The 26860-nt window shown below is 76.0% G+C and carries 22 protein-coding genes; 13 read left to right on the forward strand and 9 right to left on the reverse strand.

Going from position 1 to position 26860, the window contains the following annotated elements; genetic code table 11:
• Nucleotides 1-156: 156 nt before the first annotated feature.
• The gene (locus AAG589_RS13825) at nt 157-1410 is read left to right on the forward strand and encodes an acyltransferase family protein (RefSeq protein ID WP_430567816.1); all 1254 of its coding nucleotides are present in this window, start codon (nt 157-159) and stop codon (nt 1408-1410) included.
• 69 nt (nt 1411-1479) lie between these two features.
• Here AAG589_RS13825 and AAG589_RS13830 read toward each other — a convergent pair whose 3' ends face one another.
• The gene (locus AAG589_RS13830) at nt 1480-2328 is read right to left on the reverse strand and encodes an RDD family protein (protein WP_430567817.1); all 849 of its coding nucleotides are present in this window, start codon (nt 2326-2328) and stop codon (nt 1480-1482) included.
• A gap of 42 nt (nt 2329-2370) precedes the next feature.
• On the opposite strand from AAG589_RS13830, the gene AAG589_RS13835 reads away from it, so the two are divergent.
• The gene (locus tag AAG589_RS13835; RefSeq protein ID WP_430567818.1) at nt 2371-3360 is read left to right on the forward strand and encodes a stage II sporulation protein M; all 990 of its coding nucleotides are present in this window, start codon (nt 2371-2373) and stop codon (nt 3358-3360) included.
• A 136-nt stretch (nt 3361-3496) separates the two neighbouring features.
• Here the strand turns inward: AAG589_RS13835 and AAG589_RS13840 are convergent, their stop codons facing one another.
• Genes AAG589_RS13840 through AAG589_RS13860 form a run of 5 tightly spaced genes read right to left on the reverse strand, consistent with a single transcriptional unit; the run spans nt 3497 to nt 9239 of the window.
• On the reverse strand, nt 3497-4903 hold the full coding sequence (locus AAG589_RS13840) for a DUF58 domain-containing protein (protein WP_430567819.1): 1407 nt from the start codon (nt 4901-4903) through the stop codon (nt 3497-3499).
• Between the two features lie 13 nt (nt 4904-4916).
• A complete protein-coding gene (locus AAG589_RS13845; protein WP_430567820.1) occupies nt 4917-6047 on the reverse strand; it encodes an AAA family ATPase in 1131 nt (376 codons plus the stop codon).
• Nucleotides 6044-7330 carry a DUF4350 domain-containing protein gene (locus tag AAG589_RS13850; RefSeq protein ID WP_430567821.1) on the reverse strand — a complete coding sequence of 429 codons (1287 nt, stop codon included), beginning with the start codon at nt 7328-7330 and terminating at the stop codon, nt 6044-6046. The genes AAG589_RS13845 and AAG589_RS13850 overlap by 4 nt, the downstream gene beginning before the upstream one ends.
• Nucleotides 7327-8013, reverse strand: coding sequence for a DUF4129 domain-containing protein (locus AAG589_RS13855; protein ID WP_430567822.1), 687 nt, complete (start codon nt 8011-8013; stop codon nt 7327-7329). The genes AAG589_RS13850 and AAG589_RS13855 overlap by 4 nt, the downstream gene beginning before the upstream one ends.
• Nucleotides 8010-9239, reverse strand: a complete 1230-nt coding sequence (locus AAG589_RS13860) for a glycerophosphoryl diester phosphodiesterase membrane domain-containing protein (protein WP_430567823.1) — start codon at nt 9237-9239, stop codon at nt 8010-8012. The genes AAG589_RS13855 and AAG589_RS13860 overlap by 4 nt, the downstream gene beginning before the upstream one ends.
• A gap of 216 nt (nt 9240-9455) precedes the next feature.
• Here AAG589_RS13860 and mtrA point away from each other — a divergent pair, with 216 nt between their 5' ends.
• The 8 genes from mtrA (at nt 9456) to secA (ending at nt 22004) form a co-directional block, all read left to right on the forward strand.
• Complete coding sequence (mtrA, locus tag AAG589_RS13865; protein ID WP_430567824.1) at nt 9456-10136, forward strand: MtrAB system response regulator MtrA; 681 nt, start codon at nt 9456-9458, stop codon at nt 10134-10136.
• Nucleotides 10123-11907 (forward strand): MtrAB system histidine kinase MtrB, encoded by a 1785-nt coding sequence (gene mtrB / locus AAG589_RS13870; RefSeq protein ID WP_430567825.1) that lies wholly within the window; start codon nt 10123-10125, stop codon nt 11905-11907. Before mtrA ends, mtrB begins: the two co-directional genes overlap by 14 nt.
• A complete protein-coding gene (locus AAG589_RS13875; RefSeq protein WP_430567826.1) occupies nt 11904-13649 on the forward strand; it encodes an LpqB family beta-propeller domain-containing protein in 1746 nt (581 codons plus the stop codon). The genes mtrB and AAG589_RS13875 overlap by 4 nt, the downstream gene beginning before the upstream one ends.
• Nucleotides 13650-13821: 172 nt before the next feature.
• Complete coding sequence (locus AAG589_RS13880; protein WP_430567827.1) at nt 13822-14685, forward strand: ComF family protein; 864 nt, start codon at nt 13822-13824, stop codon at nt 14683-14685.
• A 190-nt stretch (nt 14686-14875) separates the two neighbouring features.
• Nucleotides 14876-15547: a ribosome hibernation-promoting factor, HPF/YfiA family gene (hpf, locus tag AAG589_RS13885; RefSeq protein ID WP_430567828.1), complete on the forward strand. Its 672-nt coding sequence runs from the start codon at nt 14876-14878 to the stop codon at nt 15545-15547.
• 326 nt (nt 15548-15873) lie between these two features.
• Nucleotides 15874-17118 (forward strand): winged helix-turn-helix domain-containing protein, encoded by a 1245-nt coding sequence (locus AAG589_RS13890; protein ID WP_430567829.1) that lies wholly within the window; start codon nt 15874-15876, stop codon nt 17116-17118.
• Between the two features lie 96 nt (nt 17119-17214).
• Nucleotides 17215-18819, forward strand: a complete 1605-nt coding sequence (locus tag AAG589_RS13895; protein ID WP_430567830.1) for a cation:proton antiporter family protein — start codon at nt 17215-17217, stop codon at nt 18817-18819.
• A 233-nt stretch (nt 18820-19052) separates the two neighbouring features.
• Nucleotides 19053-22004, forward strand: coding sequence for a preprotein translocase subunit SecA (secA, locus tag AAG589_RS13900; protein ID WP_430567831.1), 2952 nt, complete (start codon nt 19053-19055; stop codon nt 22002-22004).
• A gap of 96 nt (nt 22005-22100) precedes the next feature.
• Here the strand turns inward: secA and AAG589_RS13905 are convergent, their stop codons facing one another.
• On the reverse strand, nt 22101-22799 hold the full coding sequence (locus AAG589_RS13905; RefSeq protein WP_430567832.1) for an Rv3235 family protein: 699 nt from the start codon (nt 22797-22799) through the stop codon (nt 22101-22103).
• A gap of 45 nt (nt 22800-22844) precedes the next feature.
• Nucleotides 22845-23720 (reverse strand): LysM peptidoglycan-binding domain-containing protein, encoded by an 876-nt coding sequence (locus AAG589_RS13910; protein ID WP_430567833.1) that lies wholly within the window; start codon nt 23718-23720, stop codon nt 22845-22847.
• Nucleotides 23721-23879: 159 nt separating this feature from the next.
• Here AAG589_RS13910 and AAG589_RS13915 point away from each other — a divergent pair, with 159 nt between their 5' ends.
• A complete protein-coding gene (locus AAG589_RS13915; protein ID WP_430567834.1) occupies nt 23880-24428 on the forward strand; it encodes a hypothetical protein in 549 nt (182 codons plus the stop codon).
• A 30-nt stretch (nt 24429-24458) separates the two neighbouring features.
• On the opposite strand, the gene AAG589_RS13920 is transcribed toward AAG589_RS13915, so the two are convergent.
• A complete protein-coding gene (locus AAG589_RS13920) occupies nt 24459-24668 on the reverse strand; it encodes a helix-turn-helix domain-containing protein (RefSeq protein ID WP_429735024.1) in 210 nt (69 codons plus the stop codon).
• 143 nt (nt 24669-24811) lie between these two features.
• On the opposite strand from AAG589_RS13920, the gene AAG589_RS13925 reads away from it, so the two are divergent.
• Both AAG589_RS13925 and AAG589_RS13930 read left to right on the forward strand, forming a co-directional pair.
• Entirely contained in the window at nt 24812-25465 is a 654-nt protein-coding gene (locus AAG589_RS13925; RefSeq protein WP_430567835.1) for a hypothetical protein, read from the forward strand.
• Complete coding sequence (locus AAG589_RS13930) at nt 25465-26826, forward strand: AAA family ATPase (protein WP_430567836.1); 1362 nt, start codon at nt 25465-25467, stop codon at nt 26824-26826. Before AAG589_RS13925 ends, AAG589_RS13930 begins: the two co-directional genes overlap by 1 nt.
• The last annotated feature ends 34 nt before the right edge of the window (nt 26827-26860 follow it).

Below are 26860 nucleotides of genomic sequence, written 5' to 3' on the forward strand. Positions count from 1 at the left end.
CGTGCCGTGGTCTCGACACACTCGACCGACGGCGGGGGATGTCCCCCGCGCGGTCCGGGGGAGGCGGCGGGCGGCGACGGAGGTCAGGCCCATTCCGGGTGACGTGGCAGGTCACGAGGCTGGAGGGGTTCTCGTCGCCCAGCCTCAGGAGCCATCGTGGCCGTCCTCGACGCCCCCGCCCCACCCGCCCCGGCAGCCCCGGTCGCGCGATCGCGACCCCTCGCCCCGGCAGCAGCGCGGGTCACCGCGCCCGCCGACCGCCCGCGCCGGGCGCGCGACCCGTTCGTCGACGTCGTCCGGGCGCTCGGCACCCTCGGGGTGGTGCTGCTGCACTGGCTCATGGCCGAGGCCACCTGGGACGGCGACACCCTCCTGGTGGGCAACGCGCTCGGGCACGGCGCCGGCTGGCTCGTGACCTGGCTGCAACCGCTCGCGCTGCTGTTCTTCGCGGCCGGCGCGTCCGCCGGGTACCAGCGCGGGGCCACCGTCGCGGGCGGCCGTGGCTGGGGCGGGACGATGCTGGCCCGCCTGCGGGCGACGGCACGGCCCGTCGGGGCGTTCGTCGGGGCGTGGGCGCTCGCGGTCGCCGCGCTCCTCGCGCTCGGCGTGCCGGACGACGCCGTGTGGCGGATGGCGCGGATGGCGCCGCAGCTGCTGTGGTTCCTCGGGGTGTGGGTGGTCCTCATGGCGCTCGCCCCCGTGCTCCGCGCGGCCTGGCAGCGCTGGCGGTGGGGCGCCCTCGCCGTCGCCGTGGCGCTGCCGCTGGCGCTCGACGCGCTGCGGTTCGGGCTCCCCGGGGAGCTGACCGGCACGCTGGCCTGGGCCAACGTGCTGCTCGCCTGGGCCGCGCCGTTCCTGGCCGGGATCGCGTACGCCACCGAGCGCAGCGCCCCGCGGAGGCCGGTCACCGACCGGGCCGACGAGCCGCTGGCCGGCCGCACGGCCCGGTGGCTGCTCGCCGCGGGAGCCGTGGCCGCCGTCGCCGCGACCGCGGTGCTCGTGGCGGTCGGGCCGTACCCGCTGAGCCTCGTCGGGATGCCCGGCGACGAGATCTCCAACCTCGGCCCGCCGACGGCCCCGGTCGTCGCGCACGCCGTCGCCCAGGTGTGCCTGGTGCTGCTGTTCCGCGCCGCGCTGGTGCGTCGTGCCGCGAACGGCGCGGGGAAGCGGGCGGTCGACGCCCTGGCCCGCCGGTCGATGACGGTCTACCTGTGGCACCTGACGGCGATGTTCGCCGTCGTCGGCGTCGCGCTGCTCGGTCTCGGCCAGGAGCTGCCCGCGGCCTGGGGCGCGGACTGGTGGGCGTCGCGCCCGGTCTGGTTCGCGGCGTACCTGCTCGTGCTGCTCGGCCTGGTGCGCGTGTTCGGCCGCTTCGAGGGCCGCCGCCGATCCCGCCTCGCCGTTGCTTGAGCCTGTCGAAACCCGGTGAGCGATAGGGATCCGGGGTTTCGACAAGCTCAACCAACGGGGGTGGGGGCGTCAGCGGGGCGGGTCGGGGACGGCGTAGGGGAGGCGGTGCAGCGTCGCGGCCCGGGCCTCGGCCCGCTGCTGCTCGGCCTGCCCGCGTTCGAGCTCGCGGTCGCGGCGCTCGTGCAGGACGGCGTGCAGGAACGCCTCGGGCGGCGTGCCCGGCGGCGGCCCGGGGGCGACGAACGGCTCCACGCGGCCGGCGAGGTCGTCGGCCAGTCCCGCGCGCGACGCCGGCGCGAGACGGGGCGCGCGGTCGAGGAACTGCCGGGCGGCGAGCGCGAGCCCGTCCGGCAGGCGCCGGATGTCGGCCGTGCGGGCCCAGGCGGCCAGCTCGGGCGGCATGCCGAGCGGGACGGTCCGGCCCCGGCCGCCCCGGACCCGGATGACGTACGTGCCGGCCAGCAGGTCCCCGAGCCGCTTGCCGCGCGAGTTGGACAGCGACGCGACCAGCGCCACGCTGCCGACCGTCAGCCACAGCTCGCCCACCCCAACCAGCGCACGGGTGAAGGCGTGGCGGAAGCGCACCGGGCCGCCGTCGTCGCGCACCACGCGCAGCCCCGTCACGAGCTTGCCCAGGGAACGGCCGCGGCTCAGCGTCTCGACCGTCGTCGGCACCACGACCATCACGAGCACCGCCACCACGATGCCCGCCACCGCGGCCCACTGCTCGTCGATCGACACGTCCTGCAGGGCCACCACGACGAGCAGCGCGATCCCGACGACGGCGAGCGCGGCGAGGTCGAGCAGCGCCGCGAGGGCGCGGCTGACGAACGAGGCCGGGCGCGCGTCGAGCACCACGCCCTCGCCGATGACGATCCCGTCGTGGATCCCGCCGTTGATCCCGCCTGCCATGTGCATCCCCCGCTCGTGCGACGTCTCCCGTGTGGAAGGCTAGCGGCCGTGGACCTCGACGCCTTCACCGCCGTGCACAGCCCGCAGTGGGAGCGGCTCCGCGTGCTCACCCGCAAGCGCCGGCTGGACGGGGCGGAGGCCGACGAGCTGGTGCGGCTCTACCAGGCGGTGGCCACGCACCTGTCCACGGTGCGGTCCGCCGCGCCCGACCCGGTGCTCGTCACGAGGCTCTCCGACCTGCTCAGCCGGGCCCGGGTGCGCGTCGCGGGCACCCACGAGCCGGCGTGGGCCGACGTCGTGCGGTTCGTCGGGGTGACCGTCCCCGCCGCCCTGTACCGGGTGCGGTGGTGGACGCTCGGGGTCGTCGTGGTGTGCCTCGCGCTCGCGATCGTCGCCGGGTACCGCGTCGCGACGGACCCGGACGTCCTCGCGCAGATGGGGACGCCCGCCCAGCGGGAGGCGTACGTGAACGAGGCGTTCGCGTCGTACTACGACCCGGGTGCGTCGTTCGCCGCCATGGTGTGGACGAACAACGCGTGGATCGCCGCGCAGTGCGTGGGCCTGGGCATCACCGGCGTCTGGCCGGCGTACGTGCTGATCCAGAACGCGGTGGGCGTGGGCGCCACGGGCGGCATGATGGCGGCCTACGACGAGCTGGACGTGTTCCTGCAGCTCATCGCGCCGCACGGGCTGCTCGAGCTCACGGCGGTGTTCGTCGCCGGCGCCGCCGGGCTGAAGCTGTTCTGGACGGCGGTGTCGCCCGGTCCGCGGCCGCGCACCGTCGCGCTGGCGCAGGAGGGGCGCGCGCTCGTGACCGTCGCGATCGGGCTCGCGGGCGCGCTCGCGGTGTCCGGGCTGATCGAGGGGTTCGTCACGGGCTCCACACTGCCGTGGTGGCTCAAGATCGCCGTCGGCGCGGTCGCGCTCGCGGGCTTCTGGGCCTACGTCGTCGTGCTGGGCCGCCGCGCGACCGCCGCCGGGCTCACCGGCGACCTCGACGCCGACCGGGCCGGCGAGGTCGTGCCGACCGTCGGTTGATCCCGCCGCTGGTTGAGCGTGTCGAAACCCGGACGCCTCGCTGGGTCACCGGGTTTCGACAAGCTCAACCGGCGGATGGGGTCTCGACAAGCTCAGCCGGCGGATGGGGTCTCGACACGCTCAACCGACGAAGGGCTCAGAGGCGGCCGGCGGCCTTGAGCGCGAGGTAGGTGTCCGCGAGCCGGGGGGCGAGGTCGTCGGGGAGGGCCTCGACCACCTCGGCGCCGTGCTGGCGCAGCACGGCCTGCACCGCGGCGCGCTCCAGGTCGGCGCGGGCCGCCGCGGCCGCGTCGTAGACGGCGGACGCCGACGACCGGTCGGCGCGCAGCCGGGCCGCGTCCGCGTCAGCGACGGCGGCGACGACCACCTGGTGGGTCCCCGAGAGCCGGTCGACCACCGGCAGCAGCCCGGTCTCGACGGCCGCCGGGTCGAGCGACGTGAGCAGCACGACGAGCGAACGCTGCGACACGCGCTGGCGCACCTGCCCGACCAGGCCGGGCCAGTCCGTCTCCAGCAGCGCGGGCTCGACGTTCGCCAGCGACTCGGCCAGCGCGGGCAGCAGCCGCGGGCCGGAGGCGCCCGCGACCCGCGCCCGCAGCACGCGGTCGTAGGCCAGCACCTGGACGCGGTCGCCCGCGCGGTCGGCGAGCGCCCCCAGCAGCAGCGCCGCCTCGATGCTCGCCTCCAGGCGGGTGCCGCCGAGCGACGAGTCCGCCTCGCCGTCCTGCCCGTTGCCGTCCGCCCCGTCGGGCGCGGCGCCCGTGCCGATCCGCGCCGCGGAGGTGCGGCCGGTGTCGAGCACGACGACCACGCGCCGGTCGCGCTCGGGCCGCCACGTGCGCACGACGACGTCGCCGCGGCGGGCCGTGGCGCGCCAGTCGATGGAGCGGACGTCGTCGCCCACGACGTACTCGCGCAGCGAGTCGAACTCGGTGCCCTCGCCGCGCACCTGGACGGCGGCCCGGCCGTCCATCTCGCGCAGCCGCGCCAGCCGCGACGGCAGGTGGCGGCGGCTGGCGAACTCGGGGAGCACGCGCAGCCGCGCCGGCACGGCGACCGATGCCTGGCGGGCGGCGACGCGCAGGGGCCCGAAGGACCGGATCGTCACCGGGCCGGCCACGCGGTCGCCGCGCCGGGTCGGCCGCAGCGGGGTGCGCACGCGGGCGGACTCGCCCGGCGGCAGGTCGACGTCGTGCCGGGCCGAGCGCGCCTCGAGCGGCTCGCCGGCCGCCGCGCCGTCCGTGCGCAGGGCCGCGTCCGGCACGAGCGACGGCGGCCAGGCGTCGCGGACGACGGCCCGCAGCCGGCGCCGCGCCGTGTTGGTGACGACGAGCTCCGACCGGGCGGTCGTGCCCAGCCGCACCGAGCGGGGCGTCCGGCGCTGGAGCGCCACGGCGCGCGGGGACGCGGCGAGGGCGACGTCGACGGCGCACACCGCCGCCACGACCAGCGCCCACACCACGACCGTCCCGGGCACGGGGAACAGCACCACCGGGACCACCCCGAGCGCCGCCAGCACGACGGCGCGCCACGTCAGCGCCATGTCCGCGTCCCGCTCAGCGGGGGACGGGGACGGTCGCGAGCACGGTGGTCAGCACGCTCTCGGCGGTGACGCCCTCGAGCTCCGCCTCCGGCCGCAGCTGGACGCGGTGCCGCAGCGTGGGGTGCGCGAGCGCCTTCACGTCGTCGGGCGTCACGTACGTGCGCCCCGACAGCCACGCCCAGGCGCGCGACGTCGCCAGCAGCGCGGTGGCGCCGCGGGGCGAGACGCCGAGGGAGAGCGAGGGGGAGCGCCGGGTCGCGCGGCACAGGTCGACGGCGTAGCCGAGCACCTCGGGCGACACCTGGACGTGTCGCACCTCCGCGCGCGCGGCCGCGAGCTGCCCGGGGCCGGCGACCGCGCGGACGCCCGCGGCGCCCAGGTCGCGCGGGTCGAAGCCGGCGGCGTGCCGGGCCAGCACCTCGATCTCCTGGTCGCGCTCCGGGACGGGCAGCACCACCTTGAGCAGGAAGCGGTCGAGCTGGGCCTCCGGCAGCGGGTAGGTGCCCTCGTGCTCCACGGGGTTCTGCGTGGCGATGACGACGAACGGGTCCGGCAGCGGCCGTGGGGTGCCGTCCACGGACACCTGCCGCTCCTCCATCGCCTCGAGCAGCGAGGCCTGCGTCTTCGGGGGCGTGCGGTTGATCTCGTCCGCGAGCAGCAGGTTCGTGAAGACCGGGCCCTCGCGGAACGAGAACTCGGCCGTGCGCGCGTCGTACACCAGGGACCCGGTGACGTCGCCGGGCATGAGGTCGGGGGTGAACTGGACGCGCTTGGTGGACAGGTCCAGCGACGCGCCGAGCGCCCGCACCAGCAGCGTCTTCGCCACGCCGGGCACGCCCTCGAGCAGCACGTGGCCCGAGCACAGCAGCGCGATGAGCAGGCTCGTCACCGCCGAGTCCTGGCCCACGACCGCCTTGCCCACCTCGCTGCGCACGCCGGCGAGCGCGCCGCGCAGCTCGGGCGACGGGGCGCCGCCGCCACCGCTGGTCGAGCTTGTCGAGGCGCCGTCACCGCTGGTCGAGCTCGTCGGAGCCCGGTGAGCCGGCGTCTCGGCGGGCTGGGCCGGCGGAGCCGCCGGCGGTGCGGGAGGGCCGGCGGGCGCTGCCGGGGGCGCAGCCTGCGGGTTCTCGTCGGGGGTGGTCACGATCGGTGGACCTCGCTCTCCAGGGTGTCGAGCCGGCGCGCGAGCTCGGCCAGCGCGTCGTCGTCGTGGGGTGGGGGGCCGTACAGCAGGTCGGCCACGTCGTGCGCGGGCCGCCCGGTGGCGCGGGCGACGGAGTCGGTCAGCGCCGTGGCGTCGGCGGACCGTGGCACGCCCAGGCGGCGCGCCACGGTCTCGGCGGTGGCGGCGCGCAGGCCCGCGGCGGCATGGCCGCGGGAACCCGCCCGCCGGTAGAGGCGGCCGCGGCCGCGGGTGGTCTCGGCGGCGCGGACCACGACGGGCAGCTCCTCCGCGACCAGCGGGCCCAGGCGGCGCGCCCGCCACACGGCGGCGACGAGCACGACCAGCAGCGCCCACAGCCCGACGACGCCCGCCCAGGGCGGCAGCATCCCGGCGCCGCCGGACGGGGAGCCGCCCTCGCCGGTCGAGCTGGTGTCCAGCGGGTCGGGCACGAGCCACACGAGCGTCTCGTGCGCGCCGAGCAGGCCCAGCGCGAGCGTCGCGTTGCCGTCGTCCAGCACGGCGCCGTTGGTGACGACGGCCGCGTCGTCGACCGCGGTCACCTGCCGCGCGCCGTCGGCGCCCGGCAGCTTCACCCGGGCGAGGGCCGACGGCCCGTCGGCGGGCCAGCACAGCGTCACGTCGGCGGCGCCGGGCTCGGCCTGCAGGCCGGGGACGAGCGACAGGTCCCCAGCGCGCGCGGCGAGGGGGAGGTCGCACCCGGGCGCGACGGCGGACGCGGGCGGGGCGGCCCCGGGCGTGCGGCTCACGGCGTCGCCGGTGGCCGCGCGCACGAGCTCGTCGTCGGCGCCGAGCAGCACGAGGTCCGCCTCGACGCCGGCCAGGGCGTCGACCTGCTCGGGCAGCAGCAGGCTGCCGGGCGTCACGACGAGCGTCGTGCCCGGGCCGGCCGCCGCGACCGCGTCCGCGACGCGGGTGACGTGCCGGACCTGGACTCCCTGGCGGCCCAGCACCTGCGCGACGGCGCGGGCCCCGTTCGGCTGGGCGTTGTCGGGGGCGTACGGCGTGCCGGACGTGACCGGGCGCTGCACGGCCAGGACGGCCACCACCAGCGCGAGCACGCCGAGCACCAGCAGCGTCCACCGGGCCCGCCGCCAGCGCCGGCCCGCGCGGCCGCGCCCGGTGGTGCCGTCGCCCGTCACGACCGGCGACACCACGGCGTCCGGCGACCCGGCGGCCGCGGGGGTGTTCACGGCGCTGGTCCCGGTGCTGGCCACGGTGCCGGTCCCGGTGCTCGTCGTCACGGCGCCCCCACCCCGCCGGCCGCCGCCGCACCGGCGAGGGGCGCGGGCCGCAGCCCGCGCACCCGCTCGTCGAGGTCGCGCAGGCGACGGTCGTCGTCCGGGCCGGCGGGGAGGGTGCCGTAGCAGACGTCGTCGAACAGGCGGGCGGCGGCGTGCAGCTCGGCGTCGACCGCGGGCAGCCGGTCGGCGGCGTCGTGCGCGGCCTCCTGCGCCGTGCGTCCCGGGCGCTCGTCCAGCACGACGCGCTCCTCCAGGGAGCGCACCAGGGCGCGGAACCGGTCGAGCGCCGCCGCGGACCAGTCGCCGCGGGCGGCGGCGGCGTCGGCGGACGCCCGCAGCTCGGCGGCGGTGCGCTCGTCGCCGTCGAGCACGACGACGGAGCGCCGGCGGCGCCGCGCCAGGCGCACGGGCCCGGCCACCCACCAGGCGATCGCGGCGACGAGCACCGCGACCACCACGATCACGAACGCCAGCGGGAACCGCCCCTCGCCGAGCGTCAGCCCGTCGAACAGGTCGCCGAGCCAGGTCAGCAGGCGATCCAGCAGCGACGGCTCGGTGGAGTACTCCGGGCGGGACAGCTCCTCCAGGAGCCAGCGGTGCGCCGTCTCCCGGTCGGGGTCGACGGGCACGCCGGCGAACAGGCCAGACAGGGACCCGTGCACCACCGCCGCCGCGCCGCTCACGCGAGCATGCCGGGCGGGGGGCCGGGCCTGGCGCCGGGGTCGCCGCCGGTCCGGCCGGCGTCGGGCGCCTGGGCCGCGGCCGCGAGCTGCACGTCCAGGCCCTCGCGGCGCATCCGCACGTCGATGTACAGCAGGGCGACGACCGACGCCACGAAGATCGTGGTGATCGCGGCCGAGATGACCGACGACAGCACGCTCGCGACGACCGTGGCCGTGGTGAACGTCTCGGTGCTCCCGCCGGTGCCGCCGATCACGCCGGCGACCACGCTGATCGGGATCGTGAGGATGTACGACGCCACGCTGACGATGATCATGGCGAGCAGGTAGATGCCGAACAGGCGCCAGAACGACCCCCGCGTGAGCCGCCAGGCGCGCGCGAGCGTGCGGCCCAGACCCTGCCCCTCGAGCGCCAGCGCCGGCGCGACGAGCCCCACGCGCACCCCGAGCCAGACGACCAGGACGACGTACCCGACGCCGAGCAGCAGGCCGAGGCCCACCGCCGCCCCGGTGGACTGCTCGCTCACCAGGGCGACGAGCAGGACCAGGACGAAGAACCAGGCGAACGTCCCGACCGCGCCGGCGAGCGCGCGCAGGAGGGACCAGCCGATCAGGCGGCCCACGCGGCCGCGCAGCCGCTCCCAGACCTCGCCGAGGCTCAGCTTCCGGCCGATGACCGACTGGCTCACCGACACCGTGAGGATGCCCTCCACCACGGGCTGGGCGAGCAGCAGGGTCACGCTCATCCCGAGGGACGACGCGAGCGACTGGGCGATGAGGTTGTCGAACCCGAGGTCGGCGAGCTCCGGGTCGGCCTCGGTGAGGGACGTGAACGAGGAGGAGAGCGCCGGCACGATGAGCTGCGCGACCAGCACGCCGAGGACGGTCGCCACGAGGATCACGAGGGTGGCGGCGCCGAGCATGACCTTCGGGTTGTGCCGGATGGCGGTGAACGCGCCGTCGTAGATCTCGCCCAGCGACAGCGGGCGCAGCGGCACCACGCCGGGCTTCGTCGCGGGCGGCCCCGCCGGCCCCGGCGCGCCCGGGGGGCGCTGGCCGTACTGGCCCTGACCGTACTGCTGCCCGTACTGCCCCTGTCCGTACTGCGGCCCGTACTGCCCGTAGCCGGGCGGCTGCGGGGCACCCTCGGGCGCGCGCTGGCCGTAGCGGGGCGGCTCGGGGGCGTCCCCCCAGCCGGACGGCGGCTGGGGCTGGTCGGGCGTGCTCATCGCGGCCTCCCGGGCTGCAGGGCGGTCGGGTCTTGCCGACGTGTCGTCGGCGGACGGGACTGTCGGGTCGTGCTCGGTGGAGTGCTGGGTGGAGTGCTGACGGGACCGGCTGTGACGCCGGTCGCCCCGACCCTAGTACGGCGCGGTCGGTCCCTCACCCGGCTTTCCACCGGCCGATTCCGCAGGAGCACGGCCCAGGCCTGGCATCATGGCCCCATGAAGTCCCGTGTCCTGGTGGTCGACGACGACACTGCGCTGTCCGAGATGATCGGTATCGTCCTGAAGTCCGAGGGCTTCGAACCGACGTTCTGCGCCGACGGCGACGGCGCCATCGTCGCCTTCCGGGACGAGCAGCCCGACCTCGTCCTGCTCGACCTCATGCTGCCCGGCAAGGACGGCATCGAGGTCGCCCGCGAGATCCGCGCCGAGTCCGGCGTCCCGATCATCATGCTCACCGCGAAGACGGACACGGTCGACGTCGTGCTCGGCCTCGAGTCCGGCGCCGACGACTACGTGACGAAGCCGTTCAAGCCCAAGGAGCTCGTCGCGCGCATCCGGACCAGGCTGCGGCGCACCGACGAGCCCGGGCCCGAGCGGCTGCGCATCGGCGACGTCGAGATCGACGTCACGGGCCACAACGTGGTGCGCGACGGCGAGCGCATCAGCCTCACCCCGCTGGAGTTCGACCTGCTCGTGGCCCTGGCCCGCAAGCCGTGGCAGGTCTTCACCCGCGAGGTGCTGCTGGAGAAGGTGTGGGGCTACCGGCACAGCGCCGACACCCGCCTCGTCAACGTGCACGTGCAGCGCCTGCGCTCCAAGGTCGAGCGCGACCCCGAGAACCCGACGGTCGTGCTGACCGTGCGGGGCGTGGGCTACAAGGCCGGTGCCCCGCGCTGAGCCCGCCGCACGCCGCGTCCGGCGGACGTGGCGGCGGTGGCGCGCCTGGACCGTCTCGCGGTCGCGGTACCTGGTCCGGCGGTGGCGGTCGTCCCTGCAGCTGCGGGTCGTGACGTCGGCGCTCGCGCTGGGCGTGGTCGCGGTCGCGCTGCTCGGCCTGTACCTGTCGATCTCCATCCGCGACGGGCTCTTCGAGCAGCGGGTGGACCGGATCGAGCGCGAGAGCGCGTCCATGACGGAGCAGGTCCGCACCTCGTTCTCCATCTCGCCCGCCACGTCGCGCTCCGACCAGCAGCTCCTGCTCACGCAGATGGTGCAGACCCTCGCGTCGAGCGCGTCGAGCGCGCAGGACTTCCTGCTGCTCAGCGCGCCGGACCAGCCGGACAAGCTCGCCGACACGGGCACGCAGCCGGCGATCAAGGAGATCATCAGCGAGGACCTGCGCGAGGCCACGCGCGCCTCCGACGGCCAGGTGCTGCAGTCGGTGCAGATCCCGGCCGAGTACACCGACTCCGAGGCGCCGGAGCCGGGCGTCGTCGTCGGGTCGACGGTCGAGGTGCCGTCGATCGGCACGTACGAGCTGTACGCGATCTACTCCCTGCAGGCCGAGCAGGAGACCCTGTCGTTCGTGCAGCGCACCCTCGCGATCGGCGCGCTGGCGATCCTCGCCCTGCTGGGCGTGCTCACGTGGGTCGTGACCCGGCAGACGGTCGCGCCCGTGCGCCGGGCGGCGACGGTGGCGTCGCGCCTGGCCGACGGGCACCTCGACGAGCGCCTGCCGGACGCCAAGGGGCAGGACGAGATGGCCACGCTCACGCGCACGTTCAACGAGATGGCGGGCAACCTCGAGGACCAGATCGCGCGGATGGAGGAGCTCTCCGCCGCCCAGCGCCGCTTCGTCTCCGACGTGTCGCACGAGCTGCGCACCCCCCTGACCACGATCCGGATGGCCGGCGAGGTCATCCACGCCTCCCGCGACGATCTCGACCCGGCCGCCCGCCGCTCCGCCGAGCTGCTGTACACCCAGCTCGACCGCTTCGAGATCCTGCTCACCGACCTGCTGGAGATCAGCCGCTTCGACGCCGGCGCGGCGGTGCTCGACGTCGAGCAGCGGGACCTGCGCGACATCGTCGCGGCCGTGACCGACGCGTCGATGCCGCTCGCCGAGACCAAGCACGTCTTCCTCTCCGTCACCCTCCCGGACGAGCCGGCGACGGCGGACGTCGACCCGCGCCGCGTCGAGCGCGTCGTGCGCAACCTCGTGGCCAACGCCGTCGAGCACGCGGAGGGCAAGCCCGTCGAGGTGACCGTGGGCGTCGACGCCGACGCCGTCGCGGTGGTCGTGCGCGACCACGGCGTGGGGCTCGCGCCCGACGACATCGACCGCGTCTTCCACCGCTTCTGGCGCGCGGACCCGGCCCGCGCCCGCACGACCGGCGGCACCGGGCTGGGCCTCGCGATCTCGCTCGAGGACGCGCGCCTGCACGCGGGCCGGCTCGAGGCCTGGGGGCGTCTCGGCGAGGGCGCGAGCTTCCGGCTCACGCTGCCGCGGCGCGCCGGCATCCGGCTCGGGGGGTCGCCGCTGCCGCTCGAGGGCCCGTCGACGGGGGTGGCGGCCCCGCCCACCGGTCAGCTGCCGGTCGTGAACCCGCCGACCGGGCCCACGCCCACCGCCATCCCCGAGCTCGGGGTCGTGGACGTCGACGGCGTGGACATCGCCCACGCGCCCGTCCCGCCCGTCCGCCCCGACGTCGACGAGGAGGCCCGATGACGACCGCACGCACGCCCGAGCAGGAGCGTCGTCGCCGCCCCGGGGCGTCGGCGGTCGCCGCCGCGCTGACGGTCCTGGCCGTGCTCGCCGTGACCGTCGGGTGCGCCCGCATCCCCACGAACGGGCCGGTGCGCAACGGCGACACCGAGCTGGAGAACATCAGCGAGATCGGGTACATCGCGTCCGGCCCGGCGGCCGGCGCCAGCCCGGACCAGGTGGTGCAGGGCTTCCTGAGCGTGGCGCAGCTCGGCCCCACGTCCAGCTCGTCGTTCGCCGTCGCGCAGGAGTACGTCACGGACGAGGCGTGGGAGGGCTGGGACCGGTACGCGCGCGTGCTCGTGCTGGAGGAGGACCCCGAGCTGGACGTCACGGACATCCCCGCGGACGCCACGGAGGCGACGGTCGACGCGACCGTGCGCGTGGTCGCGACGCTCGACGAGCGCGGCGTGTACACCGAGGAGGCCCGGGCCAACGAGTTCACCGTGCCCTTCGGCCTCTCCCGCGGCCCGGGCGGCGAGTGGCGGATCTCGCAGCTCGAGGACGGCCTCATGCTGCCGGCCGCGTTCTTCGGCCAGGCGTTCCACCCGACGACCCTCTACTTCCCGACGCCGGACCTCACCTGGTGGGTGCCGGACATGCGCTGGTTCCCGCGCCAGACCTGGCGGACCGACGCGACCAGCGAGATCCTGGCCGGCCCCCCGGAGTGGCTGCAGGACTCCACGACGACCGTCATCCCGGAGGGCACGTCCCTGGCCATCGACGCGGTGACGGTGGCCGACGACGGCACCATCGACGTGAGCCTCACGTCCACGATCACGCAGGCCACCGCCGAGCAGCGCTCCCTCGCGGTCGCGCAGCTGCAGGCGTCGCTCGCCGAGGGGGAGGGGCGCACCGTCGTGCTCTCCGACCAGAACACGCCCCTCACGACGGCCGGCACCGACGCGATCTCCGCCCCGCGCACGACCGGCGAGGCGCTCGCCCTGTCCGGCGGCAAGGTCCTGCGGGTCGTCGGGCGCGAGCTGCGGGAGCCGGACGAGCCGGTCTCCCTCGACGGGCTCGACCCGACCGCCCTCGCCTCGGGCCCCGGCGACGAGCCGGTCGTCGTCCGCGACGGCGCGGGCCGCATCGTGCGCGTCACGGGCGACGGCGCGCCCGACGTCCTCCTGTCCGGCGCGAAGCTGGTCGCGCCGTCCGTCGACCGGTTCGGCGCCGTGTGGAGCGCGCAGGGCGCGCAGCTCCTCGTGGCGATGCCGTCGGGGGCGGTGCGGAAGCTGGACGTCGACTGGCTCTCCTCGCGCACGATCCAGTCGGTGCGGGTGTCCCCGGAGGGCGCGCGCGTGGCCATCGTCAGCTCGGGCCCGAGCGGCCGGCTGGTGCACGTGGCGGGCGTCGTGCGCGACGCCGAGAACGTCCCGACCGGCCTCTCGGCGCCCGTGCAGGTCGGCGCGTCCGTGCGCCAGGTGACGCAGGCGGTGTGGCAGGACGAGACGGCGCTGGCGCTGATCGGCCAGGAGTCCGACGGCGACGAGGCCGTGTTCCTCTCCGGCGTCGGCGGCCTCTCCGGCCAGGGCGGGCTCTCGCGCGCCCAGCCCGGCGTCCCGGACCCGCGGTCGGTGACGGGGTCGGTCGGCACCGGGGCGATGCTCGCGATCGACGGCGGGGGCACCCTCTACTCGCGGCAGAGCTCCGCGCTGTGGTCGATGGTGTCCGACGACGTGGACCTCGTCGCCTTCCCGGGCTGACGCCCCCGCTGGTCGAGCCTGTCGAACCCCGCGTCCCCGCTGGTTGAGCTTGTCGAAACCCGGGGACGGTGCCGCGACGCCCGACGGCACGGACGCTGCCCCCAGTCGGCGCTCGTCCCCAGGCCACGGGGCCACGAGCTCGCGCGGCCGGACCGTCCGCCACGCTGGGTGCATGAGCCCGCCCCCGCCCGATCCTCTGCCCGATCTTCTGCCCGACCCGCCGCCCGACCCGCCGAGCACGGCCCCACCCGTGCGCTGGGCGCGGGAGCTGGCCCGCCTCGTCGTGCCCGTGGCGTGCCCCGGCTGCGGCACCCCCGACGTGCGCTGGTGCCCGGGCTGCCGGGCCCTGCTGGACGGGCCCCCGCGCCGGGTCGAGGCGTCGGCCCCGCGCCTGGACCGGCTCGACGACGTCCCCGCCCTGCCGGTGTGGGCGCTCGCGGCCTACACCGGGCCGGTGCGCGAGCTCGTCGTCGCGTGGAAGGACCGCGGGCGCGCCGACCTGGACCGGCTCGTCGGCCCTCCCGTGCGCTCCGCGGCGCACGCGGTCGCCGGGCCGACGCGCCGAGCAGCCGCCGGACGGCCCGTGCTCGTGGTCGGCGCCCCGTCCACCGCGTCGTCCCGGCGGGCCCGCGGACGCGACCACGTGGGGGTCCTCGCGCGCGCCGCCGAGGCCGGGCTGCGGGACGCCGGCGCCCGGGCGGCCGTCGTCCCGGCGCTGGCCCGACGGGGCCGCGGGCGCGACCAGGTGGGCCTCGGCGCCCGCGCCCGTGGGCGCAACCTCGTCGGGTCGGTGGTGACCCGGGACCGGGTGCTCGCGCGTGCCGGCGGCTCGCGGCCCGCCGTCCTCCTCGTCGACGACGTGCTCACGACCGGCGCCACCCTGGCGGCCGCGGAGCGGGCGCTCGAGGACGCCGGGGCGGACGTCCTCGGGGCCCTCGTGCTGGCCGCGACCCCGCCTCCGGGGGCCGTCACGAACGACGCGCGGAACCTCCTCGCGCCAGCGGTATCGCTGGTGTGCGGGAGCGGGTTAGCCTGAGGGTCCCACGCGGGCGAACCGCCTCGAGACCTCGGTCCGGGAGGCTCGCCCGTGCGACCCACGAGCGGTCCGGACCACGCGTCCGGCGACCCGGGAGGTGGTGCCACACGCGGCGCCCCACGGGGTGCCCAGAGAGACAACTCGGGTCGCTCGAGCAGTGGGCGGCCTCACGACGAAGTGGAGCAACACGATGGAGATCGTCGTCGTCGGCAGGCACACGGAGGTGGCGGACCGGTTCCGCCGTCACGTGGAGGACAAGCTGAGCAAGGTCACCCAGCTCGCACCGGCCGCGCGCCGGGTGGACGTGGAGGTGACGCGCGAGAACAACCCGCGCCTCTCCGAGGTCCGCGAGCGGGTAGAGCTCACCGTGCACGACAAGGGACCCGTGATCCGCGCGGAGGCCGCGGCGGACGACCGGTTCGGTGCCCTCGACATCGCGTTGGACAAGCTCAGCGAGCGGTTGCGCCGATCGCGCGACCGCCGCAAGGACCACCGCCGGCGCGCCGACGGCGTCCTCCCGTCCGTGGACGTCCGCCCCTACGACGAGGTCGCCGCCGCCGAGGCCGCCCAGGCCGCCGCCCGCCCGTCCGCGCCCGTCGCGCTCGCCGAGCCCGGCGACGCCGTCGAGGAGCAGCTCGGCGACTCCCCGGTGGTGATCCGTCGCAAGCTGCACCACGCGGAGCCGATGACCGTCGACGAGGCCGTCTACCAGATGGAGATGGTGGGCCACGACTTCTTCCTGTTCATCTCGAAGGAGACCGCCCGGCCGTCCGCGGTGTACCGCCGCCGGGGCTGGACGTACGGCGTCATCGAGCTCGACTCGACCGTCGGTGGCGTGGAGCCGGTGACCGAGCTGACGTGATCCGCCGATCGCTGGTTGAGCCTGTCGAAACCTTCGCCGGTTGAGCCTGTCGAAACCACGGTTGCGGTCCGAGCCGGTCGAGGCCTTCGTCGCGGGGACGCGTTCACGGGCGCCAGGGCGCCCTCCACTTCGGGAGGGATACGTCCCCGCGACGAAGGCCTCGACCGGCTCTTGTCTGTCTGCTCGCGGTCTCCGTCGGTCGAGCTTGTCGAAACCTCTTGTCGAAACCCCTTGTCGAACCCCTTGTCGAAACCCGGGGACGGGTTTCGACAGGCTCGACCAGCGCGGGGCAGGGTCCTGTCGGTGGCGACCGGCACGATCGTCGGGTGGACTCCCTCTCGCTCGCGCAGGCCCGCCGTGCCGCCCTCGGGGCCCAGGGGCTGCACCGGCCGCGGCCCGTCGCCGGTGCCGCCGACGGCGGCGTGACGATGCGCCGCGCGATGGCGACGATCGAGCGGCTGAACCTGCTGCAGATCGACTCCGTGAACGTGCTGGCGCGGGCGCACCTGATGCCGCTGTACTCGCGGCTCGGGCCGTACGACGTCGGGCTGCTGGACCGGGCGTCGGGGCGGGCGCCGCGCCGGATCGTGGAGACCTGGGCGCACGTGGCGTCGTTCGTGCCCGCCGCGACGTACCCGTTGCTCGAGTGGCGGCGGCGCAACTATCTCGACGAGGCGTGGGGCACGATCGCCGGCACGCCGATGGCGCACGCGACGGAGGTCGACCTGGTGCGCCGGATGGTCGCCGAGCGCGGGCCGGTGACCGCGCGCGAGATCCACGACGAGCTGGTGGCCGCCGGGCGGTCCGGGCCCCGCTCGCGCGAGGAGTGGGGCTGGAACTGGACCACGGCCAAGCGGTGCCTGGAGTTCCTGTTCTTCACGGGCGAGGTGATGGCGGCGAGGCGCAACACCGCGTTCGAGCGCTGCTACGACCTGCCCGACCGGGTGCTGCCGCCCGCCGTGCGGTCCGCGGCTCCCGTGCCCGACGACGAGGCGGTGCGGCGCCTGCTGGAGCTCGGCGCGCGGGCGCACGGCGTCGGCACGATCCGGTGCTTCGCGGACTACTTCCGCCTGCGCGGGCCGGCGGTGCGCCGGGCCCGGGACGAGCTGGTCGAGGACGGGGTCCTGGTGCCGGTCGAGGTGCGCGGCTGGGACGAGCGCACGTACCGGCACCGGGACGCGCGCGTGCCGCGCCGGGCCGAGGGATGCACCCTGCTCAGCCCGTTCGACCCCCTCGTGTGGGAGCGGCGCCGCCTCGAGGCGCTCTTCGACGTGTTCTACCGGATCGAGATCTACGTGCCCGCGCCGCAGCGGGTGCTCGGCTACTACGTGCTGCCGTTCCTCGAGGGCGACGCGATCACGGCGTTCGTCGACCTCAAGGCCGACCGGCAGGCGGGCGTGCTGCGCGTCCAGGCGGCGCACCCCACCGCCCACGCCGGGCCCGGCACCGCGGCCGCGCTCGGCGCGGAGCTCTCCGTCCTCGCCGGCTGGCTCGGGCTGGGCGCGACGACGGTCGCGCCGGTGGGCGAGCTCGCGCCGGCGCTGGCGGGGGTCGTGCGCGCGGTCGTCTGAGGGCACAGGGCGCCGGGCGGAGGCCGCGCTCGTAGGATCGGCGCCACGGTGTCGGGGAGTCCCGCGCCGGTCAGACCCGGAAGGGCGGGAGCGCCGATGGCCACGGCCGTGCTGTACCTCGCCGCGGCGCTGGCGGGCGGCCTGGCGGCGACGCTGCTGCGGCTGCCGCCGCTGGTCGGCTTCCTCGCCGCGGGGTTCGCGCTCGGGGCCGCGGGCGCGCCCGAGCTGCCGGGCCTGGAGGTCGTCGCCGAGCTGGGCGTGGCGCTGCTCCTCTTCGCGATCGGGCTGAAGCTCGACGTCCGCTCGCTGCTGCGCCCCGAGGTGTGGCTCACCACGGTGGCCCACCTGGTGCTGAGCGTCGCCGTGGCCGTCGGGTTCCTCGGCCTGCTGGCCGTCGTCGGGCTCCGGTTGCTCGCCGACGAGTCGTTCGGCTCCCTGGCGCTGGTCGGCCTGGCCCTGTCGTTCTCCTCGACCGTCTTCGTGGTCAAGGTGCTCGAGGACCGCTCGGACGCGACGGCGCTGTACGGACGCATCGCCGTGGGCGTGCTCGTGGTCCAGGACATCGTCGCCGTGGCGTTCCTCGCGGTCTCGACCGGCGAGCCGCCCAGCCCGTGGGCGCTCGCCGTCGTCGCCCTGGTCCCCGGCGCCTGGGTGCTGCGCCGGGTCTGGGACCGGGCCGGGCACGGCGAGCTGCAGGCGCTGTTCGGGGCGTTCGTCGCCCTCGTGCCCGGCTTCTGGCTGTTCGAGTCCGTCGGGCTGTCGGGCGACCTGGGTGCGCTCGTGATGGGCGCCCTGCTCGCCGGGCACCCCCGGGCCACCGAGCTGTCGCGGTCCCTGCTCACCGTCAAGGACCTCGCGCTCGTCGCGTTCTTCCTGCAGATCGGGCTGCACGGGATGCCTGCGCCGGGCGAGCTGGCGCTCGCGGGCCTGCTGCTCCTCCTGCTGCCGCTGCAGGTGGCCGGCTACGCGGTGCTGCTGTGGCTGATGCGGCTGCGCCGGCGCACGTCGTTCCTCGCGGGCCTCGCGCTCGGCAACTTCTCGGAGTTCGGCATCATCGTCGTCGCGTTCGGCGCGACGGCGGGGCTGCTCGACGACGGGTGGACGGTCGTCGTGTCCCTGGCGGTGGCCGCCAGCTTCGTCGTCTCCGCGATCGTCAACCGGCGCGGGGTGGAGCTCGCGACCCGCCTCACCGGCCTCCTGCCGCGCCGGGACGTCGCTCGGCTGCACCCCGACGACCGGCCGGTCGACATCGGCCGCGCCGACGCCGTCGTGCTGGGCCTGGGGCGGGTCGGCTCCGCGACGTACCGGCGGCTGCGCGACGTGCACGGCCTGTCGGTCATGGGCGTCGAGCACGACCGCACCCGGGTCGCGACGCTGCGGGCCGAGGGGGTGGCCGTCGTGCCCGCGGACGCCACGGACACCGAGTTCTGGGCGCGGGTCAAGCGGGCCGGCCAGGTACGTCTCGCCGTGCTCGCGATGCCGTTCCACAAGGCGAACCTCATCGCGCTGGCGCGGCTGCGCGCCGCGGGATTCGCGGGCCGGGTCGCGGCGATCGCCCGCTACGACGAGGACGCGGCGGAGCTGCGGCGCCACGGCGCGGACGCCGTCTACCACCTCTACGGCGCCGCGGGCGCCGAGCTCGCCGACCGCGCGGCCGCGGACCTCGCCCCCGGCGCGGGCCGCGACCACGAGACGCTGTGAGCGGGCGTTTGGCCCGGTCCCGACGCGAGACCGGGCCAAACGCCCGCTCACAGCGTCCGGACGGGGTCCAGAGCCGTTCGTCCGTCGCGAACCCGTGCCGGGCTCCCAGGCGATCGGCCTAGGATGGCGGGGGTGTGACCCAGGCGACGGCGCGGACGACCGCCCGTCGTCGCCCGTCGTCGCCCCGCACGGTCCCGGCCATCCCCGGGGCGCCACCGACCCTGGAGTACTGCGTGCCTGCGATCCTCGAGAAGGTCCTCCGTCTTGGCGAGGGCCGGATTGTCAAGAAGCTCAACAGCCTGGCCCAGCAGGTCAACCGGCTCGAGCCCAGCTTCGAGGAGCTGAGCGACGCCGAGCTGCACGAGGAGACCGACCGCTTCAAGGAGCGCCTCGAGCACGGCGCCACGCTCGACGAGCTGCTCCCCGAGGCGTTCGCCGCGGTGCGCGAGGCCGCGCGTCGCACCCTCGGGCAGCGGCACTTCGACGTGCAGCTCATGGGCGGCGCCGCCCTGCACCTCGGCAACATCGCCGAGATGAAGACCGGTGAGGGCAAGACGCTCGTCGCCACGACCGCCGCCTACCTCAACGCCCTCGAGGGCAAGGGCGTGCACGTCATCACCACCAACGACTTCCTCGCGAAGTACCAGGGCGACCTCATGGGCCGCGTGTACCGCTTCCTCGGCATGACGACGGGCGTCATCCTGTCGGGCCAGACGCCGGAGGAGCGCCGCAAGCAGTACGCGGCCGACATCACGTACGGCACGAACAACGAGTTCGGCTTCGACTACCTGCGCGACAACATGGCCTGGTCGCCCGACGACCTGGTGCAGCGGGGCCACCACTTCGCCATCGTCGACGAGGTGGACTCGATCCTCATCGACGAGGCCCGCACGCCGCTCATCATCTCCGGGCCGGCGTCCGGCGACGCCAACCGCTGGTACACCGAGTTCGCCAAGGTCGTGCGCCGCCTGAACGTCGACACGGACTACGAGGTCGACGAGAAGAAGAAGACCGTCGGCGTGCTCGAGCCGGGCATCGAGAAGATCGAGGACTACCTCGGCATCGACAACCTGTACGAGTCGCTCAACACGCCGCTGATCGGCTTCCTCAACAACGCCATCAAGGCCAAGGAGCTGTTCAAGCGCGACAAGGACTACGTCGTGCTCAACGGCGAGGTCATGATCGTCGACGAGCACACCGGCCGTATCCTCGCCGGCCGCCGCTACAACGAGGGCATGCACCAGGCCATCGAGGCCAAGGAGGGCGTGCAGATCAAGGCGGAGAACCAGACGCTCGCCACGATCACGCTGCAGAACTACTTCCGCCTCTACGACAAGCTCGCCGGCATGACCGGTACCGCCGAGACCGAGGCGGCGGAGTTCCAGGGCACCTACAAGCTGGGCGTGGTGCCGATCCCCACCAACCGGCCGATGATCCGCATGGACCAGGCCGACCTCGTGTACAAGAACGAGGAGGGCAAGTTCAACGCGGTGGTCGACGACATCGTCGAGCGGCACGCCAAGGGCCAGCCGGTCCTGGTCGGCACCACGAGCGTCGAGAAGTCCGAGCTGCTCTCGGGCCTGCTCAAGCGGGCCGGCGTGCCGCACAGCGTGCTGAACGCCAAGGAGCACGAGCGCGAGGCGTCCGTCGTCGCGCAGGCGGGCCGCAAGGGCGCCGTCACCGTCGCGACCAACATGGCCGGCCGCGGTACCGACATCATGCTCGGCGGCAACGCCGAGTTCCTCGCCGTCGCGGAGATGGCCGAGCGCGGGCTCGACGCCGCGGAGGACCCGGAGGCCTACGAGGCGGCCTGGCCCGACGTGCTCGAGAAGGCCAAGCAGGCCGTCGCCTCGGAGCACGAGGAGGTCACCGAGCTCGGCGGCCTGTACGTGCTCGGCACGGAGCGCCACGAGTCGCGCCGCATCGACAACCAGCTGCGCGGCCGCTCCGGCCGTCAGGGCGACCCCGGCGAGTCGCGGTTCTACCTGTCCATGCAGGACGACCTCATGCGCCTGTTCAACTCCGGCCTCGCGTCGTCGATGATGGACCGCGCCGGGTTCCCGGACGACATGCCGCTCGAGTCGAAGATGGTCACGCGCGGCATCCAGAGCGCGCAGTCGCAGGTCGAGGCGCGCAACTTCGAGATCCGCAAGAACGTCCTCAAGTACGACGACGTCCTGTCGCGGCAGCGCTCCGTGATCTACGCCGAGCGCAAGCGCGTGCTCGAGGGCGAGGACCTGCAGGAGCAGGTGCAGCACTTCCTCACCGACGTCGTCACCGCGTACGTCGAGGGCGCGACCGCCCAGGGCAACCCCGAGGCGTGGGACCTGGACGCGCTGTGGACGGCGCTGAAGTCGGTGTACCCGGTCTCGATCACGCCCGAGGACGTGGTCGAGGAGGCGGGCGGCGTCGGCCGGCTGAGCCACGAGATGATCCTCGAGGAGCTGCTCTCGGACGCCCGCGTGGCGTACGAGGCGCGCGAGGAGTCCCTCGGCGAGCCCGCGATGCGGCAGCTCGAGCGCCGCGTCGTGCTCTCGGTGCTGGACCGCAAGTGGCGCGAGCACCTCTACGAGATGGACTACCTCAAGGAGGGCATCGGCCTGCGCGCGATGGCGCAGCGCGACCCCCTGGTCGAGTACCAGCGCGAGGGCTTCCAGCTCTTCCAGGCGATGACCGAGGCCATCAAGGAGGAGTCGGTCGGGTTCCTGTTCAACCTCGACGTCCAGGTGCAGCAGCCCGGCGCCCCGGGCGCCCCCGGCGCCCCGGTGATCTCCACGGCCAGCGCGGCGGCCGCCGCGCAGTCGGACGCCGGCCAGGTGGTGGCGGGCGCGGCCCCGGCCGCCGACGTCGCCCCCGTCGCGGAGCCCGAGGCTCCCGCGGCGCCGGCCGAGCCCGAGCCGGTCCCGGCCGCCCCGACCGCGGAGACCGCGGCGGAGGAGCCGGTGCTCCTGGCCAAGGGGCTCGACGCCCCGGCGCCGCAGCGCCTGTCCTACTCGTCGCCCAGCGAGGACGGCTCGACCACGACGACGGGCGCCCCCACGCGACGCTCGCGCCGCGAGCTGCACGGGGAGGCCACCGCGGCCACCAGCGACGGCCGGACGTTCCCCGGCACGCCGCGCAACGCCCAGTGCCCCTGCGGGTCGGGCAAGAAGTACAAGGTGTGCCACGGGATCAACGAGGAGTGACCGGGAGCTGACCGGCGCGCCCTGAGCGGCCTCCCGACGACGGAGCCCCGACCCGCGAGTGCGGGCCGGGGCTCCGTCGTTCTCTGCCCGCGCCGGTCAGCCCACCTCGAGGACGGCGACCCGCCACGCGCCCCGGCGGGCCTCCAGCCGGACGGCCGCGGCGCGCACGCGGCCGTCGTCGTCCAGGACGACGGTGGCCTCGGCCACGTCCTCGCCCAGCCGGACCAGCCGCACGCGCCGCACCTGCACGGGCCGGTGGTGCTCCTCGCCTCGCCGGAGGTCGTGCGCGAGGCCGATCCGGGCGCGCTCGGCCAGCTGGTCGCGCACCTGCGGGGTGACCCAGCGGGCGAGCTGGGACGCGGGCCGCTCCCCGCGCAGCACCTCGACCGCGGCGCGCACGACGGTGCAGCACTGCGCCGTCGGGTCGGGCAGCGGGGCCGGGACCGGCTCCCGCACCGGCCGGGCCGAGAGGTCCTCGTCCTCGGCGGGAGCGCGGCGTACGCCCGGTGCGCCGACGCGCACGCGCCGCGCGCGGGACGCCGGCCGGGTGCTCGCCGCGGGATAGCCGGCCGGTCCGGCCGGCCGCGGCGGGGCGGACACCCGGAGCGTGCGCGGCGGCGGGGCGGTCCCGTCCGACAGGCCGTCGGGCGAAGCATCCGGGGCGCGGCCCGCCCCGTCGCCGGCCCCGGGCGCCTGGTCGGGCGCGACGGGGGCCGCCGGGGCGGCGCCGCCCGTGGGCGCCGGGGTCGGGGAGTCCGGTGCCGGGGCGCTCGGCGCTGTCGTCGTCGCGGTCATGCTGCCCTCCGGTGGGTGCGGGGAGTGGTGGGGTCGTCGGTGGCGTCAGGCCGGGACGCGCAGGACCTGGCCGGGCAGGAGTCGGTCGGGGTCCGCGCCGATCACGTCGCGGTTCTCGGCGTGCCAGCGCGTCACCTCGCGGAGGATCTCCGCGTCGGTGGCCGAGCCGCCCAGCGACGCGGCCGCGATGTCCCAGAGGGTGTCGCCGCGGAGCACCACGCGCGTCGTCGTGCCGTCGTCGTCCACCTGGTCGGCGGCGCGGCGCACGACGGGCGTGGCGGCGACCTCCTCGGCGAGGGTGTCGTCCACCGTCGCCAGGGCATCGACGTCGTCGCCGGCGGGCGGGATGGCGGCGGCGTCCGTGTCGCCCGCGCCGCGGTCGGGCGTGCGGTCGGGCGTGCGGTCGGGCATGGCCTGGTCGGGGGACTCGGCGGTGGGCTGCCACCCGAGGTCCAGCACGACCGACGCGCCGTCGGTCGTGGGCTCGGCGGGCGCGACGTCGGCCGCCAGTGCCGCGGTGGGGGCGAGCGCGAGGCCCGCGCCGACGCCCACACCGACCGTGGACCGGACGAGGCGGCGGACCGCGGCCGGGGCGATCCGCTCGACGGCGGCCTCGCCCGCGCGCCACCGGCGGCCGGCCCGCGACGCGGCGACGCAGGCGAGGGCGAGCGCCCCGCTCAGCGCCAGCCAGGCGGCGGCGGCGAGGCCGGCGGCGAGCACGGCGAGCTCGACCCACCGGTCGACGGTGAGGCCGGACGCCGCGGCGCCGGTCCGCGGGGCGAGGGTGGCCGCGCGCAGCAGCAGGGCTGTGCCGGCCGCGACGGCCGCGACCGTGAGGACGGCGAGCCGGCCGAGCCCGCCCGGGCGGGCTGGCGTGCCGTCTCGTCGTGCGAGCCGCTCGTGCTCCGTGCTGCCGGCCATCCAGGTCTCCTTCGCCCTACCGCCATCGCCTCTGATCATCCATGGTGATGCTCGTTGATAGCGGTTGATGTGTTCTGATGGGCGATATTGAAGCGGACTGGTGCCGGGTCTGTCCACCCGGGCATCCTGTGGGCACCGGTCCACGACGAGAGGAGCTTCATGACAGCCGCCGGTCCGGCCAGGTGGGAGCTGCTCTTCGCGGACCTCGAGGCGCGCTTCGACGCCGAGGAGGCCGCCGAGCGGGAAGGGACGGTCGCCGAGCTGACGCGCGCCGAGCAGGCGTCGATCCCGCTCGCGGACCGGCTGCGGGCCGCGACCGGCGCCGTCCTGCGGCTCGAGCTCCTCGACGGGGAGGGGATCGAGGGCCGGCTCGCCCGCGTCGCGCACGCCTGGGTGCTCCTCGACTCGCGCGGCGCCCGCGGGCGGGTGCAGCACCTGGTGCCGCTGACCGCGCTCGCCTCCGTCGTCGGCCTGGGCCGGCTCGCGACGCCGTCGCAGGCGCGGACCGACGGGCTCGGGCTGGGTCACGTGCTCCGGGGGCTGCAGCGCGACCGAGCCCGGGTGCTGGTCCGCACGGCGGGCGGGTCGGTCACCGGGCGGATCGGGCGCGTGGGAGCCGACCACCTCGACGTCGAGGAGGCGGAGCGGGCGCGACCGGTCGTGCGGACGGTGCCGTTCGGCGCCGTGCTGCGGGTCAGCGAGGCCTGACGTCGCCGGGGGAGCTCGACGCGAGGGCGGTCAGAGGTCGCCCGACGCGATCCGCTCGCGCGTGCGGGCGTACTGGTGCTCGATGTACTCCTCGAGCTTGCTGGCCTCGACCCGCCACACCTTCTTCGGGCCCACCTGGATGGCGGGCAGCTCGCCCGAGCGCACGAGCGAGTAGGCCTGGGTGCTGGAGATGTTGAGCATCTCCTGCACGTCCGCGAGGGAGAGGAACCGGCTGGCCATACGGGCAATTCTGGCACACCGGTCACCAGCGATGACGGCAGTTGTCCACAGTGGTTGCCGAAAGCACGCGTGGGGTGCCTGATGATAGGTTCCGGCGCGACGCTGCGCCGTTGCTGCGCCCCAGACAACCCCGGAGGACGTCCGTGAGCACCGACCCCTTGCCGGCACCCGTGGCTGCACGCCTGCGCCGCCCCACCTGGCGCGACCCCCGCCTCGTCGTCGGCGTCGTCATCGTCGCGGCGTCCGTGGCCCTCGGCTCGTGGGCCGTCTCCTCCGCGGGGCGCACGGTGCCGGTGTACGCGGCCGACGGCGCCCTGACGCCGGGGGAGGCCGTGGACATCTCACGGCTGCGCACGGTCGACGTCCGGATCGACGCCGGCACCGAGCTCTACCTGCGCGCCGACCAGGAGCTGCCGGAGGAGGTCGTCGCGCTGCGGGTGGTCGACGACGGCGAGCTCGTCGCCCGGTCGGCCCTCGGCGACGCCGCCGACGTCGACGTGCGCTCCGTCTCCGTGCCCGTCGACCAGGCCATGTCGTCGCGGGTGAAGCCCGGGTCCGCCGTCGACCTCTGGTCGACGCCGGAGGCGCCGGCCGGAGCCGACGCGGCCGGAGAGCCGGCGCCTCTCGTGGAGGGCGTCGTCGTGGAGCAGGTCGACGAGGCGGGCACGGGGCTCGTCGTCTCGGACGGCGCCACGCTGCACGTGCTCGTCCCCGCGGACGACCTGCCCGTGGTCCTCCAGGCGCTGGCGGTCCCCGGCAGCGTGACCGTGGTGCCGCAGGCCGGGGCAGGCGTCTGATGGCGAGCGTCACCGTCCTGTGCGCGGTGCGGGGCGCGGCGGAGACCGACGTCGTCCTCGCCCTGGGTGCCCCGGGCTCCGGCGCCACCGTCACCCGGCGCTGCGGCGACGTGGCCGAGCTGCTCGCGGCGGCCGCGGCGGGCGCCGGGGCCGTCGCGCTGGTCTCCGGCGACCTGCCCGGCCTGGACAGGGAGGCGGTGGGCCGGCTGCACGCGGCGGGCGTCCGCGTGGTCGCGCTGGGCGACGACGCCGCCCCGGCGGCCCGGCTGCACGCACTGGGCGTGGACGAGGTCGCCGAGCGGTACGACGAGGGCCTGCTGCTCGCCGCGGTCCGGGACGCCGCGCCGGGACCCGCGGCGAGCGGACCCGACCACCTGGTGCTGGGCCACGGCGGGCCGGAGGTCGACGACCCGCTCGACGGACAGGACGAGCTCGGGCTCGAGGACGTCGTCGCGGACGGCGCCGCGCCCCGCCGCGGGACGGTGGTCGCGGTCTGGGGCCCGGTGGGTGCCCCGGGTCGCACGACCGTGGCCCTGGAGCTCGCGGCCGTCCTCGGCGGCCTCTCCCGTGGGCGGCGCCGGCACGGCCGCGGGCGGCGCGACGAGACGTCGACGGCAGCCGAGAGCGCGCTCGTCGTGGACGCCGACACCTACGGCGCGTCCGTGGCGGCGCGGCTGGGCCTGCTCGACGACGCCCCGGGGCTCGCCGCGGTCGCGCGGTCCGCGGCGCACGGGTCTCTCGACCTGCCGACGCTGGCCCGGCACAGCCCGGTGGTCGGCGGCCGGCTGCGGGTGCTGACCGGGATCACCCGCGCCGCGCGGTGGCCCGAGCTGCCCGCGAGCGCGATCGAGGTGGTCCTCGAGCGGGCCCGCGAGCTCGCCGACTGGACGGTCGTGGACTGCGGGCCGCTCCTGGAGGCCGACGAGCTGCTGATGTACGACACGCACGCCCCGCAGCGCAACGGCGCGACGCTCGCGGCGCTGCAGGCGGCGGACGTCGTCGTGGTGGTGGGCGCGGCCGACCCGATCGGCATCCAGCGCCTGGTGCGCGGTCTGGAGGACCTGCGCGAGGCGCCGGTCCCCGTGGCGGGCGAGCGCCTCGTCGTCGCGAACCGGGTGCGTGCGTCGGCCGTGGGCTCCCGCCCCGAGCAGGCGGTGCGGGACGCGCTCGCGCGCTATGCCGGGGTCGACGACGTGCACCTCGTGCCGTCGGACGCCGCGGGCCTCGACGCCGCGCTGCTGGCCGGTCGCACGCTGGTGGAGGACGCGCCCGGGTCGCCCGCGACCGCGGCGTTCGAGGAGCTGGCCCGGCGCGTGCGCGCGACCGTCTCGGCGCCGGCGCCCGTCCCGGCCGCCGGGTGAGCCTGTCGCAACCGAGCTCGACGCCGGGAACGCG

The sequence above is a fragment of the Isoptericola sp. F-RaC21 genome (genome assembly GCF_038593535.1).
In the GTDB taxonomy this organism is placed as follows: Bacteria; Actinomycetota; Actinomycetes; order Actinomycetales; family Cellulomonadaceae; genus Isoptericola.